Raw genomic sequence first — 15,163 nt, forward strand, 5'->3', positions numbered from 1 at the left:
GCCGCCTCGCGGCTAGGCTGGTCGCGACGTTATGGGTCCGGGGTTGCCCAGGCGTATCCCTATTGTTACCGGCGTGTTACGGAGCCCGGGAGCGACCAGGCGACAACCGGACCTTATCGTCGCATGCGGCACTTTAGTCGCGAAATGCCACCACAGCGTACGCCCACAGCATCGTCTCAGCGGCGCGCCGTTACTCTCGCTTCCCGTGGCCACACGTGCGAACGGATCCCCGACTCCGCCGGAGAAGGCGGCCGCCCTCGATCTGACGAAGCTGGGCCCGGCCCATTTCGGCCGCCGGTTCGCCGCGCTGCTGATCGACTGGGCGCTGTGCCTGGTGATCTCCAGTTTCTACGCCGACCCGCGGGTGGTGGCCTGGCCGGCCGTGGTCGTGCTGATCCTGTTCAACGCGGTCCTCATCGGACCCTTCGGGCAGACGCCGGGCATGGCACTGGCCCGGATCCGCTGCGTGTCGGCCCGCGACGGCGGCGCCATCGGTGTGCTCATGGGGCTGCTGCGGGGCCTGCTGCTGGCGCTGATAATCCCGGCCGTCATCATGGGCGACGACCGCCGCGGCCTGCACGATCGGGCCGCGGGATCGATCGTCGTCGGCCTGCCGCCCCGCGGCAGGTAGTGCGGCCTGCCGGTTCGCGCCGAGGGAGCAGAATCGACCTGTGGACATCGCGGTGCTCGGCCCAGTCGAGCTGCGGGCCGACACCGGTGAGCCGGTGCCGGTCGCGGGCGCGCGGCTGCGTACCCTCCTGATCCTGCTCGCCCTCGACGCCGGCCGAGCCGTCTCCACCGGCCGGCTGGCCGACGGGGTCTGGGGTGATGATCAGCCGGTCGGCACGGGCAACGCGCTGCAGGCGCTGGTGTCCCGGCTGCGCCGCGCCGCGCCGGGCCTCGCGGTGGCGGCGACGCCCTCCGGCTACCGGCTCGACCTGGACCGCGACCGGGTGGACGCGCACCGCTTCACCCGGCTGGTCGCGGAGGGCCGGTGCGAGGAGGCGCTGAAGCTATGGCGCGGGCCGACGGAGTTCCCCGACGTGGCGCGGGCCGATTCTGTACGCCTGGAGGACCTGCGGCTGGCCGCCCGGCAGGACTGGATCGAGGCGCGGCTGCGGGCCGGCGGCGGCGCCGACCTGATACCCGAGCTGGAGGCGCTGGTCGCGGCGCACCCGCTGCACGAGCCGCTGGCCGGCCTGCTCATGCGGTCCCTGATCGCGGCCGGACAGCCCGGGCGGGCGCTGACCGTGTTCGAGCGGATCCGCGCAGAGCTGGCCGACACCCTGGGCGCCGACCCGTCGCCCGAGCTGACCGCGCTGCACGTGGAGACGCTGCGCGGGCTCCGGCGCCGGTCCCGGGGCAACCTGCCCGCCGAGATGAGCAGCTTCATCGGCCGCGAGGACGACCTGCTGGCGGTCCGCGCGCTGATCGCCGGGCACCGGCTGGTGACCCTGATCGGGCCGGGCGGCAGCGGCAAGACCCGGCTGTCGGTGGAGGCCGGGCAGGCGCTGGCCGACAGCCGCCCGGACGGCGTCTGGCAGACCGAGCTCGCGCCGGTCACCGACCCCGCCGAGGTGCCGCAGGCGATCCTGACCGCGCTGAATCTCCGCGGCCAGGTGCCGCTCGCCCGGGCCGGGCTCGGCACCGTGGTCAGCGAGTCGGTGGAGCCGCTGACCCGGCTGACCGAGGCGCTCGCCGGCAAGGACCTGCTGCTGATCCTCGACAACTGCGAGCATCTCATCGACGCCGCGGCCTCGGTCGCCGACGCGTTGCTCAGGGCCGCGCCCGCACTGACGCTGCTGGCGACCAGCCGGGAGCCGCTCGGCATCCCCGGCGAGCAGCTCTGGCCCGTCGAGCCGCTCGCCGTCGCGCCGTCCGAGTCGCAGGCCGCCGGCTACCCGGCCGTACGGCTGCTGCTGGACCGGGCGGTGGCCGCGCGGCCGGGGTTCCGGCTGGACCCGCACACCACCGGCCCGGTGGTCCGGATCTGCCGCGCCCTGGACGGGATGCCGCTCGCCATCGAGCTGGCCGCGGCCCGGCTGCGGACGCTGCCGGTCGACGTGCTGGCCGACCGGCTCACCGACCGGTTCCAGGTGCTCACCAACGGCAGCCGCGCCGCGCTGCCCCGGCATCAGACGCTGCGGGCGGTCGTCGACTGGAGCTGGGACCTGCTCGGCGACGACGAGCGGGCGCTGTGGCGGCGGTTCTCCGTGTTCCACGGCGGCGCCGGCGTGACCGCGGTCGAGCAGGTCTGCGGCGCGGACCTCGACCTCATCGGCGCGCTTGTCGACAAGTCCCTGCTGGTCCTCAGCGGCGACCGCTACCGGATGCTGGAGACCATCCGGGAGTACGGCCTGGAGCGCCTCGCCGAGGCCGGCGAGACCGAGCGGATGCGCGTCGCGCACGCCCGCTACCTGCTGGAGCTGGTCGGCACCGCCGAGCCCGAGCTGCGCCGCTCCGATCAGCTGACCTGGCTGCGCCGCCTCAGCGCCGACCACGACAACCTGCACGCGGCGGTACGCGCGGCGGTCGACGCCGGCGACGCCCGCACCGCGACGGCGCTGACGGCCCGGCTGGGCTGGTACTGGTGGCTGCGCGGGCACCGTGCCGAGGGCTGCGCGCTGGCCCGCGACGTGCTGGCCCTGGACGGCGAGGCGGAGGTCGAGGATCGCGGCCTGGCGTACGCGTCCGCGGCGCTGAACGGGCTCGAGGGCGCGGCGCCGCTCGACGAGGTCGACGGGTGGTTCCGGGCGGCCGAGCGCAACGGCGCGGGGCCGGACGCCACACATCCGGTGCTGCGGCTGCTGCGCCCGCTGGCGACCCTGTTCCGGTCGGAGGAGCGTCCGCCGGGCTTCTCGGGGATCGAGTCGCTCTTCGACGACCCGGACCCGTGGCTGCGGGCGATCGCCAAGATGATCGTGGCGCACGTGCGGCTCAACTTCGGGCAGAGCGCGGACGTCGCCCGGGGCGAGCTGCGCGAGGCGCTCGACGGGTTCCGGGCCATCGGCGAGCGCTGGGGCCTCGGCTTCACCCTCAGCGCGCTCGGCGACATGGCCGCGGCCCGCGGCGAATTCCAGGAGGCGGTCAACTGGCAGCGGGAGGCGATCACGCTGGTCCGCGAGGTCGGCATCCGCGAGGACCTGCCACAGCTGGAGACGAAGCTGGCGCATCAGCTGTGGCTGACCGGCGACCGGGCCGAGGCGCGCCGGATGCTCAAGCAGGCCCGCGAGACGGCGGCGGACATCGGCCAGGCCGAGGTCACGGCCTGGGTGGAGTACGGCTACGCGAACATCGCCCGCGAGGAGGGTGCGCTCGACGAGGCGCGCAGCCGGATGGCCCGGGTGGCCGAGGTGGTCAACGTCTCCGGGCACGGGCCGCAGTTCCAGGCGCTGGTCCATTCGGCCCAGGCCCTGATCGAGGGCGCGGCCGGCGACCTGCCCGCGGCGCACGCCCTGCACCTGAGCGCGATCGAGACCGCCGTCGAGTCGATGGACGCGCCGGTGATCGGGCAGGTCCTGGTCGGTACCGCCGACTACGCGCTGCGCACCGGGGAGCCGGAGCGGGCGGCGATGCTGCTCGGTGCCGCCGACGCGGTGCGCGGTTCGGTTGACCGGTCGGTGCCGGACACCGGCCGGATCGAGACCGCGGCACACGACGCCCTCGGCGACGCGGGCTACGCGGAGGCGTACCGCTCGGGTGCCGCCGTCACCGTGGCGACGGTGCTCGCGGCGACCGGTCTGCGACCGCCCGCCTGAGCCGGGGCGTGCCGGTCGGCACGCCGAGCGGCATCCAGACCAGCAGCGCGATGCCGAACCAGACGTAGAGGTTGCTGCCGACGAAGCCCAGCGGCGGCCGGGGCCCGTTCTCCCACAGCCAGGTGAGCCGCGAGGACAGCACCACGTACGCCGCGCCGCCCAGCCACAGCGACCTGCGGTCCTTCTCCGACGACAGGCCGGCGTCGACGCAGCGGACGACCGCCGGAAGCAGCCAGACCCAGTGGTGCACCCAGGCGACCGGGCTGATCAGGCAGCCGACGATCCCGGTGACGGCGAGCCCGCCCAGGTGATCGCCGAGCCGGTCGGCGGCGCGCACCCGCCAGACCCACAGGCCGAGCGTGACCAGCACGCAGCCGACCCAGAGCCGCGACTCGACGGTGTCCACCGGCAGCCGGGCGAGCATCCCGCGCAGCGACTGGTTGGAGAGGTACTCGAGGTTGCCGACCCGGTTGGTGTCCCACAGCGCGGCGGTCCAGAACTCGCGGGACGCGTCCGGGAACAGGCCCGCCGCCGCCAGCGTCGCGGCGGCGGCCGTGCCGATGGCCGTGCCCGCGGCCCGCCACTGCCGGGTGACGAGCAGGTAGAGGATGAACACGGCCGGGGTCAGCTTGATCGCGGTGGCCAGGCCGATGCCGACGCCGGCCCACCTGCGGCCGCGCGCCACCCCGAAGAGCACGTCGCCGACGACCAGGGCGAGCAGCAGCGTGTTGACCTGCCCGAAGCTGAACGTCTCGCGGACCGGCTCGAAGCAGAGCGCGAGGGCGACGGCGACGGCGCCCGCGAACCACGGCACCCAGCCCGCCCGCCGCACCATGCCGGCGACGAGCCACAAGGTCACCAGCGCGGTGCTGGCGACCGTCGCGATGCAGGCGATCACGAGGACGATCAGGTACGGCAGGAACGCCATCGGAGACATGACGATCCCGGCGAAGGGGGGATAGGTGAATCCGTACGGGGTGCCGGGCTGCAGCCAGTCGTAGACCATGCCGTCCTCGCGGAACCAGTACCGGACGGCCCCGGAGTACACCTTCGAGTCGAAGAAGCGGTGGTAGTAGCCGGCCCACGAGAGGACCCCGGCGGTGAATGCCGCGAGGGCGGCGATGATCCAGGCCCGGCGCGTCACGCGAACACCTTACGATCCCGGCGCCTGCGCACCAGCACGACGGACAGCGCGATCAGCGCGCCGGTGACCACCAGCGCGCCGGGGATGCGGGTGTACAGCGCCCAGTTGTAGCCGGCCGGCAGGGTGAGGGTGGCGGCGAACGCGCACAGCCCGATGAGCCACCGGTCCTCGCGCTCCGCGCCGTCGAGCCGGGTTCCGGTCGCGGCGAGGACCGCGAGCGGCCAGGTGGCGTACCAGGGGTGGAAGACCGGGGCGCAGAGCACCGTCGCCGCCAGCGCCAGCCCGGCGCCGGGCAGCGCGCCGCCCGATCGGGCCCGCCACCAGAGCACCGCCAGGATGACCGCGAGCAGCGCGATCCCGAGGGCGCGGGTCACCGGCACGGCGCCGGACCCGCCGCCGGCCAGCCGCACGATGAAGTCGACGGTGAGCCCGACCGCGGTGGACGGCGAGCCCCAGGTCACGCTGTCGCCGCTGCGCGCGAGGCCGGCCACCCAGCCGAAGCCACGGCCCGAGACGAGTGACAGCGCCGCGGTGGCCAGCAGCGCGCCGCCGCCGATGGCCAGTGCCGGGCGCCACAGGGCGCGCAGCGGCACCGGCGAACCGCGATGACCGGGCGCCGCCGCGGCGAGGACCGCGAAGGGCAGCACCACGACGGCGGTCGCCTTGACGGCGACGGCGAGCCCGAGCACCAGCCCGCCGGCGACCATCAGCAGAACGGGCCCCGGGGCCGCCGGCCGGGCGATGCCCGCCCGCGGCCGGCTCGCGCTCGCCGCCAGGGCCAGGCCGGAGACGATGAGGCCGATCATCAGCGCGTCGTTGTGCGCGCCGGAGACCAGGTGAACCAGCACGAGCGGGCAGGCCAGCACCAGCCAGACGGCGCGCGCCGGGTCCCGGCCCGACCGCCGCGCCAGCACCGGCAGGGCCAGCGCGGTCAACGCCACCCCGGCCAGCGCGATGACCCGCAGCCCGGCGATGACGCCGGCGAGGGAGCCGCCGGCGAGCCCGACGACCCAGCCCGCCAGGATCAGGAACAGCGGGCCGTACGGCGCCGGCGAATCCCGCCACGAGGTCGCGACCGAATCCAGCCAGGGGCAGCCGAACTCCTGCACCCCCATCGCGTACGGGTCAGCGCCGGCGTGCTGCACGTAGCCCTGGCAGGCGTACGAGTAGACGTCCGCGCTGCCCAGCGGCAGGAACGGCAGCACCGGCAGCAGCCACAGCCCGGCGGTGAGCAGCGCCCACCGGGTCGAGGGCACCACGTGCCGGCCCCACCACCAGGCGCCGATCAGCAGCGCCGTGCCGAGCACCCAGCAGATCGGCAGCAGGACGCCGCGCTGCCCGCTGAGCAGCGTGAGCGGGTTGACGCTGGGCACCCGCACGAACCCGGAGCCGCCCAGGTACGCGCTCGCCGCGGTCGCGACGCTGCCCGCGAAGCCGCCCCAGCGGATGACGGACGGCGTCAATCGATCGCCTCGGCCGGCACCGGCTCGCGCAGCCACCTGACCGCCCGCCGGCCGACCCACACCACCAGCCCGGTCACCAGGAACGCGAACGGGACCTGCAGCGGCTTCCAGGCACCGTCACCGTCGGGCAGGATCAGGAACATCCCCGCGACGACCGCGATCTCCAGCCACCGGACCCGGACCGTGGTGACGGCGAACAGCGCCAGCGCCCAGTACAGATACCAGGGTTGCGTGATCGGCGCGCAGAAGACGACGACGAGGCAGGCCAGGGCGGCGCCGTGCAGCGGATCGCCGAGCCGGAAGCGCCACCAGACGACGACGAGCGCGACAAGCATCAGCGCCAGCGCGATCACCCGGGCCGCGGGCACCGCGTCGATCTGCAGGCCGAACCACTTCGCGACCGCGTTGACGGCGATGCCGACGGCCGTCGACGGCGAGGTCCAGCTGCGGGACTCGCCGGCGCCGGAGAGCGCGGTGGCCCAGCCCAGCCCGAGCCCGGAGACGGCCGAAAGCAGCAGCAGCCCGGCGAGAGCGCCGCCGACGACCGCGCCGCCGCACCGCAGGAAGCGCAGCAGACCCGCGCGTCCGGGATGCAGGCCGCCGGCGGCGAGCAGCGCCGCGAACGGCAGCACCACCCCGACTGTCGTCTTGACCGCGATCGCGGCTCCGACGACGGCACCGCCCGCGACCAGCAGGGCGATCGAGCGGGCCCGGCCGGCGATCAGCGCGAGCCCGGCGAGCAGCAGCGCCATGGTGAGCGCGTCGTTGTGCCCGCCGCCGACGACGTGCACGGCGACGATCGGGCAGCACAGCACGAGCCACAGCGCCCGGTCCGGCGGCGCGCCCCGCCGGCGGGCCAGCACCGGCACGACGGCGGCCAGCGCGAGCACCGCGAGCACCGCGTAGACCCGGAAGATCGCCAGCGCCACGGCCTGCGATCCGAGGGCGGCGGCCAGGCCGGTGAGCATGATCCAGAGCGGCCCGTACGGCGTCGGGGTGTCCCGCCACACCAGGGAGACCGAGTCGAGCCAGGGGCACGGCTGCGCGGAGATCCCGACGACGGACGGGTTGAAGCCCGCGTCGAACAGGGAACCCTGGCAGGCGTACGCGTACATGTCGCGGCTGGCCAGGGGTGGGATCGTGAGCATCGGCAGCACCCAGAGCAGGCCGGTGACGACGATCCACCGCGTGCTCAGCAGGCCCGCCGCGACCAGCTTGCGGCCCCACCACCACGCGGTGCAGAGCGCCGTCAGCCCGGCGATCCAGAGCAGCATGATCAGCGGGCCGTTCGGGCCGCGCAGGATGCTCATCACGGACACGCCCCGGCGGATCCAGGTCGGTGCGCCGAACAGGATGCCGTCGACGGCGCAGCAGACCGCGCCGAACAGGCCCAGGTAGCGCAGCACCGCCGGACGGGCCAGCCACCCCTCGACCCGCTGCCGCCCGGGTAGCACCACCGCGGCCATCAGTTGGCCCTCAGGATCGTCACGCCCTCGACGACCGAGTCGACGTGGTAGTGCGCCGCCAGGTCGGCCGCGATCCCGCCGCTGGGGTCCACCGCGGCGGGCGGCGTGTCGAGCACGACGAGGGTCGGGCGCTGCGGCGAGGCGAGCATCGCGCGCAGGCGCGGCAGCGCGTCCGGGATCTTGTCGATCGGTTTGCCCCAAAGATATGGATACGGCGACTGGCGTTGCGCCGCGAAGTACAGGTACGCCTCGGACTCCAGTACGTAGATCCGGTCGTCCGGCGTCGTGGAGTCCCTGATCACGGCCGCTATCCGGTCGTCACGGGCGGCCAGGGCATCGTACGGGATGGCCTCGGCCCGCCGGGCCGGCCAGCCGACCAGCACGACCAGCCACGCGAGCGTGGGCAGCACGACCACCGCGGCCAGCGCCCGCCGCCACCGGACCGAGGGGACCGCGACGATCGCGGCAGCCGCCAGCAGCACGAGGGCGGGCAGCGGCTGGACGAAGTAGTGCGGCCAGTAGGAGCCGCCGAGGTTGATGCCGGCGAACCCGGCGAGCAGCCAGGCGCCGAGCAGCCACCGGCCGCCCCGGTCGAACGTCCTCCACCCGAAGAGCGAGACGATGACGATCACCGTCAGGTCGAGCGCGATGTCACCGGCGTGCCTGCCGAAATCGGCGAGCCGGGTGCCGGTGTTGGATCCCGAGCCGCCCATCGCGGACAGCTGATAGCCGATCAGCGCGGTCCAGTAATACGACCATCCGACGGCGATCCCGTGCAGCACCGAGGCCGCCACCGGCACCGCGACACCGGCGGCGAACACGCCGCCCGCGGCGAGCAGGCCGGCGCCGCGCCGCGCCAGCAGGACGACGACCAGGCCCACGACGATGCCGTCGATGCCCGACTGCTTCATCGTCAGCGCGGCGCCGGCCAGCACCCCCGCCCCGGCGAGCCACCACAGCGAGCCGTCGCGGCGCCACCAGCGGACCGCGAGCGCGATCGCCACCGTCGACGGCACCGCCGCCAGCAGCTCGCCGTTGAACGTGATGCCCTCGAGGTGCGGCGCGATGCCCACCACCGCGTAGATCCACGCCGCCGCGGCGCCCACCGCCCGGCCCGCCAGCAGCCAGCCGATCGCGCCGAGCGCCACCGTGATGATCGCGCCGGCCAGGACCATGCCGAGCCGGATCGTCCAGCCCGAGTCGTCGATGGCCAGCAGCGCCCGGTAGGTCAACAGCAGGCCCTGCGGCCGGTCCAGCCAGGCGGTGTCGTAGAGCCGGGCCCCGCGCGCCCACTGCTGCGCCACGTAGGCGTAGCCGCCCTCGTCGGTCGACAGCCCGGTGAACATGAACGGCACGCGCAGCAGCGCCGCGAGCACCGCCGCGGCCAGGATCGACCGGCGGGCGGCATCACGCATCCAGCACCCGTTCCATCGCCGCGCGCGATCGCCGGGTGAGCCGCAGATATCTGTCCACGAACTCGCCCGGGTCGCCGCCGCCGAGCAGCAGCACGACCCCGGCCAGCTCGACGCCGTGCCGCGGCAGCTGATCGGTCGGCCGCCCGCGCACCAGGGTCAGCGCGTTGCGCACCTGGGCCGCCAGGGTCCAGCCCGCCGTCATCGCAGCCGCGTCGACCTTGTCGACCAGCTTGGCCGAGAGCTCCGCGGCAAGCGCCTCGAGCGTGCAGGTCATCCGCAGGGCGGGCAGGGCGTATCCGTGGCGCAGCTGCAGCAACTGCACCGCCCACTCGACGTCGGCCAGGCCGCCGCGGCCCAGCTTGGTGTGCGTGTTCGGGTCGGCGCCGCGGGGCAGCCGCTCGACCTCCACCCGGGCCTTGATCCGGCGGATCTCGATGACCTGCTCGCGGGTGAGGCCGCCGCTCGGGTAGCGCATCCCGTCGGCGAGCGCCTCGAACTCGCGGCCCAGCGCCTCGTCGCCGCAGACGAAGCGGGCCCGCAGCAACGCCTGCGACTCCCAGACCTTCGACCAGCGCGCGTAATACTGCGCGTACGCGTTCAGGCTGCGCACCAGCGGCCCCTGCCGGCCCTCGGGGCGCAGGTCGGCGTCGACGCCCAGCGCCGGGTCGGGCGCCGGCGCGCTGAGGGTGCGGCGCAGCTCCTCGGCGATCGCCTGCGCCGCGGCGCTGGCCTCGCCGTCGGACATGCCCGCAGGCGGCGAGTAGACGAACAGCACGTCGGCATCGGACGGGTAGCTCATCTCGTAGCCGCCGAGGCGGCCCATGCCGATCACCGCGAACTTCAGGCCCTCGGGCCCCGGATGCACCCGCCGGGCGGCGTGCAGCGCCGCGCCCAGCGTCGCGTCGGTGACGTCGGAGAGCGCGACGCCGACCTCGTGCACGTCGAGCGGCTGCGCCGGGGCCAGGTCGCCGGCCTGGCTGAGGATGTCGGCGCAGGCGAGCCGGAACAGCTCGCGGCGGCGCACCGCGCGGACCGCGGCGATGGCCTGGGCCGCGTCGGTGGCGCCGTCGCGCAGGTAGCGGTCGGCGGCCGCGATGAAGCCGTCGCGCAGCACCTCGCGCGGCCGCGGCTGCAGCTCGGCGTCGTCGGCGAGCAGCCGCAGCGCCTCCGGATCCCGGGTGAGCAGGTCCGTCGCGTAGCGGGAGAGGCTGAGCACCCGGGCGAGCCGGCGGGCGACCGGGCCGCCGTCGCGCAGCAGCCGCAGATACCACGGTGTGCTGCCCAGCTTGTCCGAGACGTGCCGGTAGTTGAGCAGGCCGCGGTCCGGCTCGGGCGCGTCCGCGAACTCCTGCAGCAGCATCGGCAGCAACGTGCGCTGGATGGCCGCCGTGCGGCTGACCCCGCCGGTGAGCGCCTGCAGATGACGCAGCGCGCCGGCCGGGTCGGCGAAGCCGAGGATCTCGAGCCGGCGGCCGGCCGACTCGGTCGTCATCCGCAGCGCCTCGGCGGGCACCCGCGCCACCGCCTCGAGCAGCGGCCGGTAGAGCAGCTTGGCGTGCAGGCGGCGCACGTGCGTGGCGTGCCCGACCCAGTCGGAGCGGAACGCCTCGACCGCGTCGCTGCCCGGCAGCGCCCGGTAGCCGAGGGCCGCGGCGAGCCAGCGCAGCCCCTTCGGGTCGTCCGGCACGGTGTGGGTGCGCCGGAGGTGCTGCATCTGCAGGCGGTGCTCGACACCGCGCAGGAACCGGTAACCGCGCAGCAGCGTCTCGCCGTCCTCGCGGCCCACGTAGCCGCCCGCGACCAGGGCGCGCAGCGCGGGCAGCGTGCCGGGCTCGCGCAGCGTCTCGTCGATCCGGCCGTGCACGAGCTGCAGCAGTTGCACGGCGAACTCGATGTCGCGCAGCCCACCCGGGCCCCGCTTGATCTCCCGTTCCACCTCGCGGGCCGGGACGTTGTCGATGATCTTCCTGCGCATGTCGCGGACGTCGGCGACCGCCTCGGGCCGCTCCGCCGCGTGCCACACCAGCGGGGCCAGATCCTCGATCCACTCGGCGGCGAGCGCCAGGTCGCCGGCGGCCGGCCGGGCCTTGAGCAGCGCCTGGAACTCCCAGGTGCGCGCCCAGCGGCGGTAGTAGGCCTGGTGGCTGGCGAGCGTGCGGACCAGCGGCCCGCGGTTGCCCTCGGGGCGCAGCGCCGCGTCGACCGGCCAGGCGACCTGGCCGCACACCTCGATGAGCCGGGCGGCGACCGTGGTGCCGGCGCTGAGGTCCTCGTCGCCGGCGGCCACGAAGATGACGTCCACGTCGGACACGTAGTTGAGCTCGTAGCCGCCGCACTTGCCCATCGCGACGACCGCGAGCCTCGGCGCGGGCGTGCCGGCCGGCAGGCCGGCGACCGCGATCGCATAGGCCGCCGCCAGGGTCTCGTCGGCCAGCCGGGAGAGCGCGGCCATGGTCGGCTCCAGGCCGCGGCCGCCCGTCAGGTCGGCGGCCACGATCCGCAACAGCGAGATCCGGTACGCCGAGCGCAGCGCCGGCACGGTCGGCGGCCCCGACTCCATGGACTCGCCGAAGTCGAGGTGGCCCTCGGCGTTCGGCGGCAGGCCGGTCTTGCCCGTGGCGAGCATCCGCCACTGGTCGAAGTTGGCCACCAGGTGGTCGCCGAGCGCCGACGAGGCGCCGAGCACCGCGATCAGCCGGCGGCGCAGGCCGGGATCGGCATAGAGCGAGTGCAGGACAGCGTCGGCCGCCGGGCTCTCGGCGATCTCCTCACCGGGACCGGTCACCGGGCCGCCGTCGGCGCGGCGGGCGGCGCGGGCGACCGCGTCGATCAGCCGGTGCAGCTGGCGCAGGGCCAGATTGGGATCGGCGGCGAGCGACAGCGCGTGGATGAGCTCGCCGGCGTCGGTGCCGACCGGCCCCTGCGCCTCGGCGTCCCACAGCCGCAGCCCGCCGGGGCCGAGCAGGTCGGCGGCGCGGGTGCCGTTGTCGGCGAAGCCGTACCGGGCCAGCCGGCTGGGCCTGGTCACCTATCGGCCCAGCAGCGGAAGGGTGGGCGCGGTGCCGGGGTTGGGGATGTCGGCGTCGGGCAGCGTGCCGAGGGCGAGCGAGGCGAAGCGTGCCGCGAACGGCTGCCACACCTCCTCGATGTCGGCGAGCACCCCGGCCGAGGCCGCCACGACCACCTCCGCGTCGTAGCCCAGCTCGTCGAGGACCGCGCTGTCCGAGCGGGCCCAGCCGGCGATCATGTCGGCGTCGCACTCGATGTGGAACTGCAGGCCCCAGGCCCGGTCACCGAGCCGGAACGCCTGGTGCGGATAGCGTGACGAGGCGGCGAGCAGCACCGCGCCGAGCGGCAGCTCGGTGATCTCGTCGCTGTGCCACTGCAACACGTCGGGCAGCAGCGGCACCCACTTGAACAGCGGGTCGGTGTCGGCCGCGTCCCGGCGGGCGACCAGCCCCGGGCCGATCTCGGGCCCCGAGGTGCTGCGCTCGACGAGGCCACCGTGCGCCGAGGCCAGCAACTGCCCACCGAGGCAGACGCCGAGCGTCGGCACGTGGTTGCGCACGGCCTTGCGCAGCAGCCCCTCGAGCGCGGGGAACCAGGGCGCGCCCGCCTCGCCGGTGGCGCCCGGGTAGGCGCTCTGGTCGCCGCCGAGCACGACCAGGGCCAGATGGTCGTCGAGCGTCTCGGGCAGCGGATCGCCCGCATGCGGACGCAGCACGGTCAGCTCGAGGCCCGCCTCGGCGAACCAGTCGCCCAGCCTGCGGAGATCGTCGGACGGGTCGTTCTCGATTACCAGCGCTGTACCCACGGCTTCGAGGCTATCGGGTGGCACCGACATCGAACCCCGCCCACCCGGTCCTGCCGATCCGCGGCCCGCCGGCGGCGTCAGGAGGCGGCCCAGCGGGCGACGATCTCGTCGTCGTCCATCTCGCCGGTCTCGACGAAGCCGAGTGACGCGTAGAGGGCCCGGGCCGCGGTGTTCTCCGGCACGTAGCTCAGCGCGACGTTCGGGCAGTCCGGCTCGGCGGCGAGCCGGTCACGCAGCGCGATCACCGCCGCGCGGCCGACGCCGGAACGCTGACGGGAGGCGTCCACGACGACCCCGCCGATCCACCGGCTCCGGTCGTCGTCGACGGCCCACATGCAGAAACCCGCGACCTCGCCCTCGAGCACCACCGCGAGCGGCTGCCAGAGACCGCCGTACTGGCACAGGCACAGGTAGTGCGCCACGTCGTTGACGAAATCCCGCCGATCGGGCCGGACCGTCAAGGCCACGCAGGCCCGCCAGTTGTCCTTGGTCACGGGCTCCAGGCTGATGATCATCCGGGAATCATCGCAGGCCGGGCCGGCAGCCGGCCCGGCCGCGGTCAGGAGATGCAGGCGCAGACGATCAGGGCCGCGCCGAGGTGCGACGCCGCGCTGACCAGCGCGCCCGGGTGCCGCTCCGGAGTGCAGATGACCTCGCCCAGCTTGCCCGGCGTCATCCAGTCCAGGACCAGGAACGCCGTGCCCATGACCATGATGCCGATGAAGCCGAAGATGACCGTGGACGCCAGCCCGTCGACGAAGTCCGAGTAGCTGGTGAAGATCGCGGTGAAGACGATCAGCGCGATGCCGATCTGGTTGGCGGCCAGCAGCAGGGACGCGTTCGGGTTCTTCTCCACCCAGATCAGGTCGCGCAGCTTGCCCGGGGTCAGCAGGTCGACCAGCACATAACCGAGCGCCATCAGCCCGATTCCGACCCCACCGAAGACGACGCTGCGCCCGGCACCCTCAAGCAGATCTTGTAGCACGGTTACTCCCTCGTCACGACGTCAGAGGGCACGGTATCGGACCAGGGCACATACGTGATCCACCGGCGGGATGAAAAGGTCAGAGCGCGCCGAGATAGCGCTCCCGCTCGTACGGGGTGACCTCGCGCCGGTACTGCTCCCATTCCTGGCGCTTGTTGCGCAGGAACTGATGCACCCCTATACCCACCTGCGCTGACTCGCCCCCGTACGCCGCTGGCCTGCGAGCGAGCCGTCAACGCCTGGCATCGTTTGTCAGCGTTGATTGGCCCCGGACGGCCCACAGGCGGCCCGACACATTTGCCGCCGGTCGGCCCCACTGGCGCTTTCGGAGGGCGTAACCGTGGAACGTCGTGGGCCACGCCTGGGCTGCATGACCAACGCAGCGGATGCCGAGTTCACTTCGGATCCCTGGGCCAAACCATAAAGACGAGTTGTATCAACAGCCCCACGAGGATCGTGAAGGGCACCTCGATCAGTTCGGCTACGTCGGGGTGATACGTCTTCAGATCGAGCCACCACGCTGACAGCATCACGAAGGCGCCGAAGGAACCGAGGACCTTAACCTTAGGCTGGCCGAGCCAGCCTCGTAGGGGAGCCGCGGCCTCGCGCCACACTGCCCTCAGTCCCTGGTCGTGAAGGATCGTTGGCGAGTCTGCCGGCGCATCTTCGAGGTAGGCATCGATCTCTTCGAAGAGGACATCAACGTCAAGCACCTCTCGTCCGCTTGCAGCAGCCCGGCGAGACGAGTCCGCCATGGCCTTCAGGGAGGCGCTGACTACGGCCTCGTAGTGCGGCCGGGCGTCCTTGAGGGCGGATCTGACGTCGCCGAGACCGGCGCTGACTACCGCCTCGTAGTCCGGCCGGGCGTCCTTGAGGGCGGCGAGGGCTCCGAGGCCCGCAGCCTCGTAGTCCGGCCGAAAGTCCTTGAGGGCGGATCTGACGTCGCCGAGACCAGCGCTGACTACCGCCTCGTAGTGCGGCCGGGCATCCATGAGAGCGGATCTGACGCCGCCGAGACCAGCGCTGACTACCGCCTCGTAGTCCGGCCGGGCGTCCTTGAGGGCGGCGAGGGCTCCGAGGCCCGCAGCCTCGTAGTCCGGCCGAAAGTCCTTGAGGGC

General features: G+C 73.9%; 11 protein-coding genes. 2 read left to right on the plus strand and 9 right to left on the minus strand.

The features are described 5' to 3' along the window. The first annotated feature begins 205 nt into the window (after positions 1-205). Positions 206-631: an RDD family protein gene (locus AB0F10_RS12520; RefSeq protein ID WP_360623048.1), complete on the plus strand. Its 426-nt coding sequence runs from the start codon at positions 206-208 to the stop codon at positions 629-631. A gap of 40 nt (positions 632-671) precedes the next feature. Next, complete coding sequence (locus AB0F10_RS12525; RefSeq protein ID WP_360623050.1) at positions 672-3,758, plus strand: BTAD domain-containing putative transcriptional regulator; 3,087 nt, start codon at positions 672-674, stop codon at positions 3,756-3,758. Here AB0F10_RS12525 and AB0F10_RS12530 read toward each other — a convergent pair. The 9 genes from AB0F10_RS12530 to AB0F10_RS12570 all read right to left on the minus strand — a co-directional run. Then, positions 3,709-4,902, minus strand: coding sequence for a glycosyltransferase 87 family protein (locus AB0F10_RS12530; protein ID WP_360623052.1), 1,194 nt, complete (start codon positions 4,900-4,902; stop codon positions 3,709-3,711). The two genes, AB0F10_RS12525 and AB0F10_RS12530, sit on opposite strands and share 50 nt — an antisense overlap. Next, positions 4,899-6,365, minus strand: a complete 1,467-nt coding sequence (mptB, locus tag AB0F10_RS12535; RefSeq protein WP_360623054.1) for a polyprenol phosphomannose-dependent alpha 1,6 mannosyltransferase MptB — start codon at positions 6,363-6,365, stop codon at positions 4,899-4,901. Before mptB (AB0F10_RS12535) ends, AB0F10_RS12530 begins: the two co-directional genes overlap by 4 nt. Then, entirely contained in the window at positions 6,362-7,831 is a 1,470-nt protein-coding gene (mptB, locus tag AB0F10_RS12540) for a polyprenol phosphomannose-dependent alpha 1,6 mannosyltransferase MptB (RefSeq protein ID WP_360623056.1), read from the minus strand. Before mptB (AB0F10_RS12540) ends, mptB (AB0F10_RS12535) begins: the two co-directional genes overlap by 4 nt. Continuing rightward, complete coding sequence (locus tag AB0F10_RS12545) at positions 7,831-9,246, minus strand: hypothetical protein (RefSeq protein ID WP_360623058.1); 1,416 nt, start codon at positions 9,244-9,246, stop codon at positions 7,831-7,833. Before AB0F10_RS12545 ends, mptB (AB0F10_RS12540) begins: the two co-directional genes overlap by 1 nt. Further along, positions 9,239-12,274, minus strand: coding sequence for a bifunctional [glutamine synthetase] adenylyltransferase/[glutamine synthetase]-adenylyl-L-tyrosine phosphorylase (locus AB0F10_RS12550; RefSeq protein WP_360623060.1), 3,036 nt, complete (start codon positions 12,272-12,274; stop codon positions 9,239-9,241). Before AB0F10_RS12550 ends, AB0F10_RS12545 begins: the two co-directional genes overlap by 8 nt. Next, positions 12,275-13,060: a type 1 glutamine amidotransferase gene (locus tag AB0F10_RS12555; protein ID WP_360623062.1), complete on the minus strand. Its 786-nt coding sequence runs from the start codon at positions 13,058-13,060 to the stop codon at positions 12,275-12,277. It lies immediately after the preceding gene. A gap of 77 nt (positions 13,061-13,137) precedes the next feature. Continuing rightward, positions 13,138-13,575, minus strand: a complete 438-nt coding sequence (locus AB0F10_RS12560) for a GNAT family N-acetyltransferase (RefSeq protein WP_360623064.1) — start codon at positions 13,573-13,575, stop codon at positions 13,138-13,140. Positions 13,576-13,619: 44 nt separating this feature from the next. After that, positions 13,620-14,045, minus strand: a complete 426-nt coding sequence (locus tag AB0F10_RS12565) for a DUF350 domain-containing protein (RefSeq protein ID WP_360623066.1) — start codon at positions 14,043-14,045, stop codon at positions 13,620-13,622. A 395-nt stretch (positions 14,046-14,440) separates the two neighbouring features. Continuing rightward, the coding region (locus AB0F10_RS12570) for a hypothetical protein (protein WP_360623068.1) at positions 14,441-15,163 on the minus strand (723 nt) is incomplete at its 5' end.

It is taken from the genome of Actinoplanes sp. NPDC026623 (genome assembly GCF_040638275.1).
In the GTDB taxonomy this organism is placed as follows: Bacteria; Actinomycetota; Actinomycetes; order Mycobacteriales; family Micromonosporaceae; genus Actinoplanes.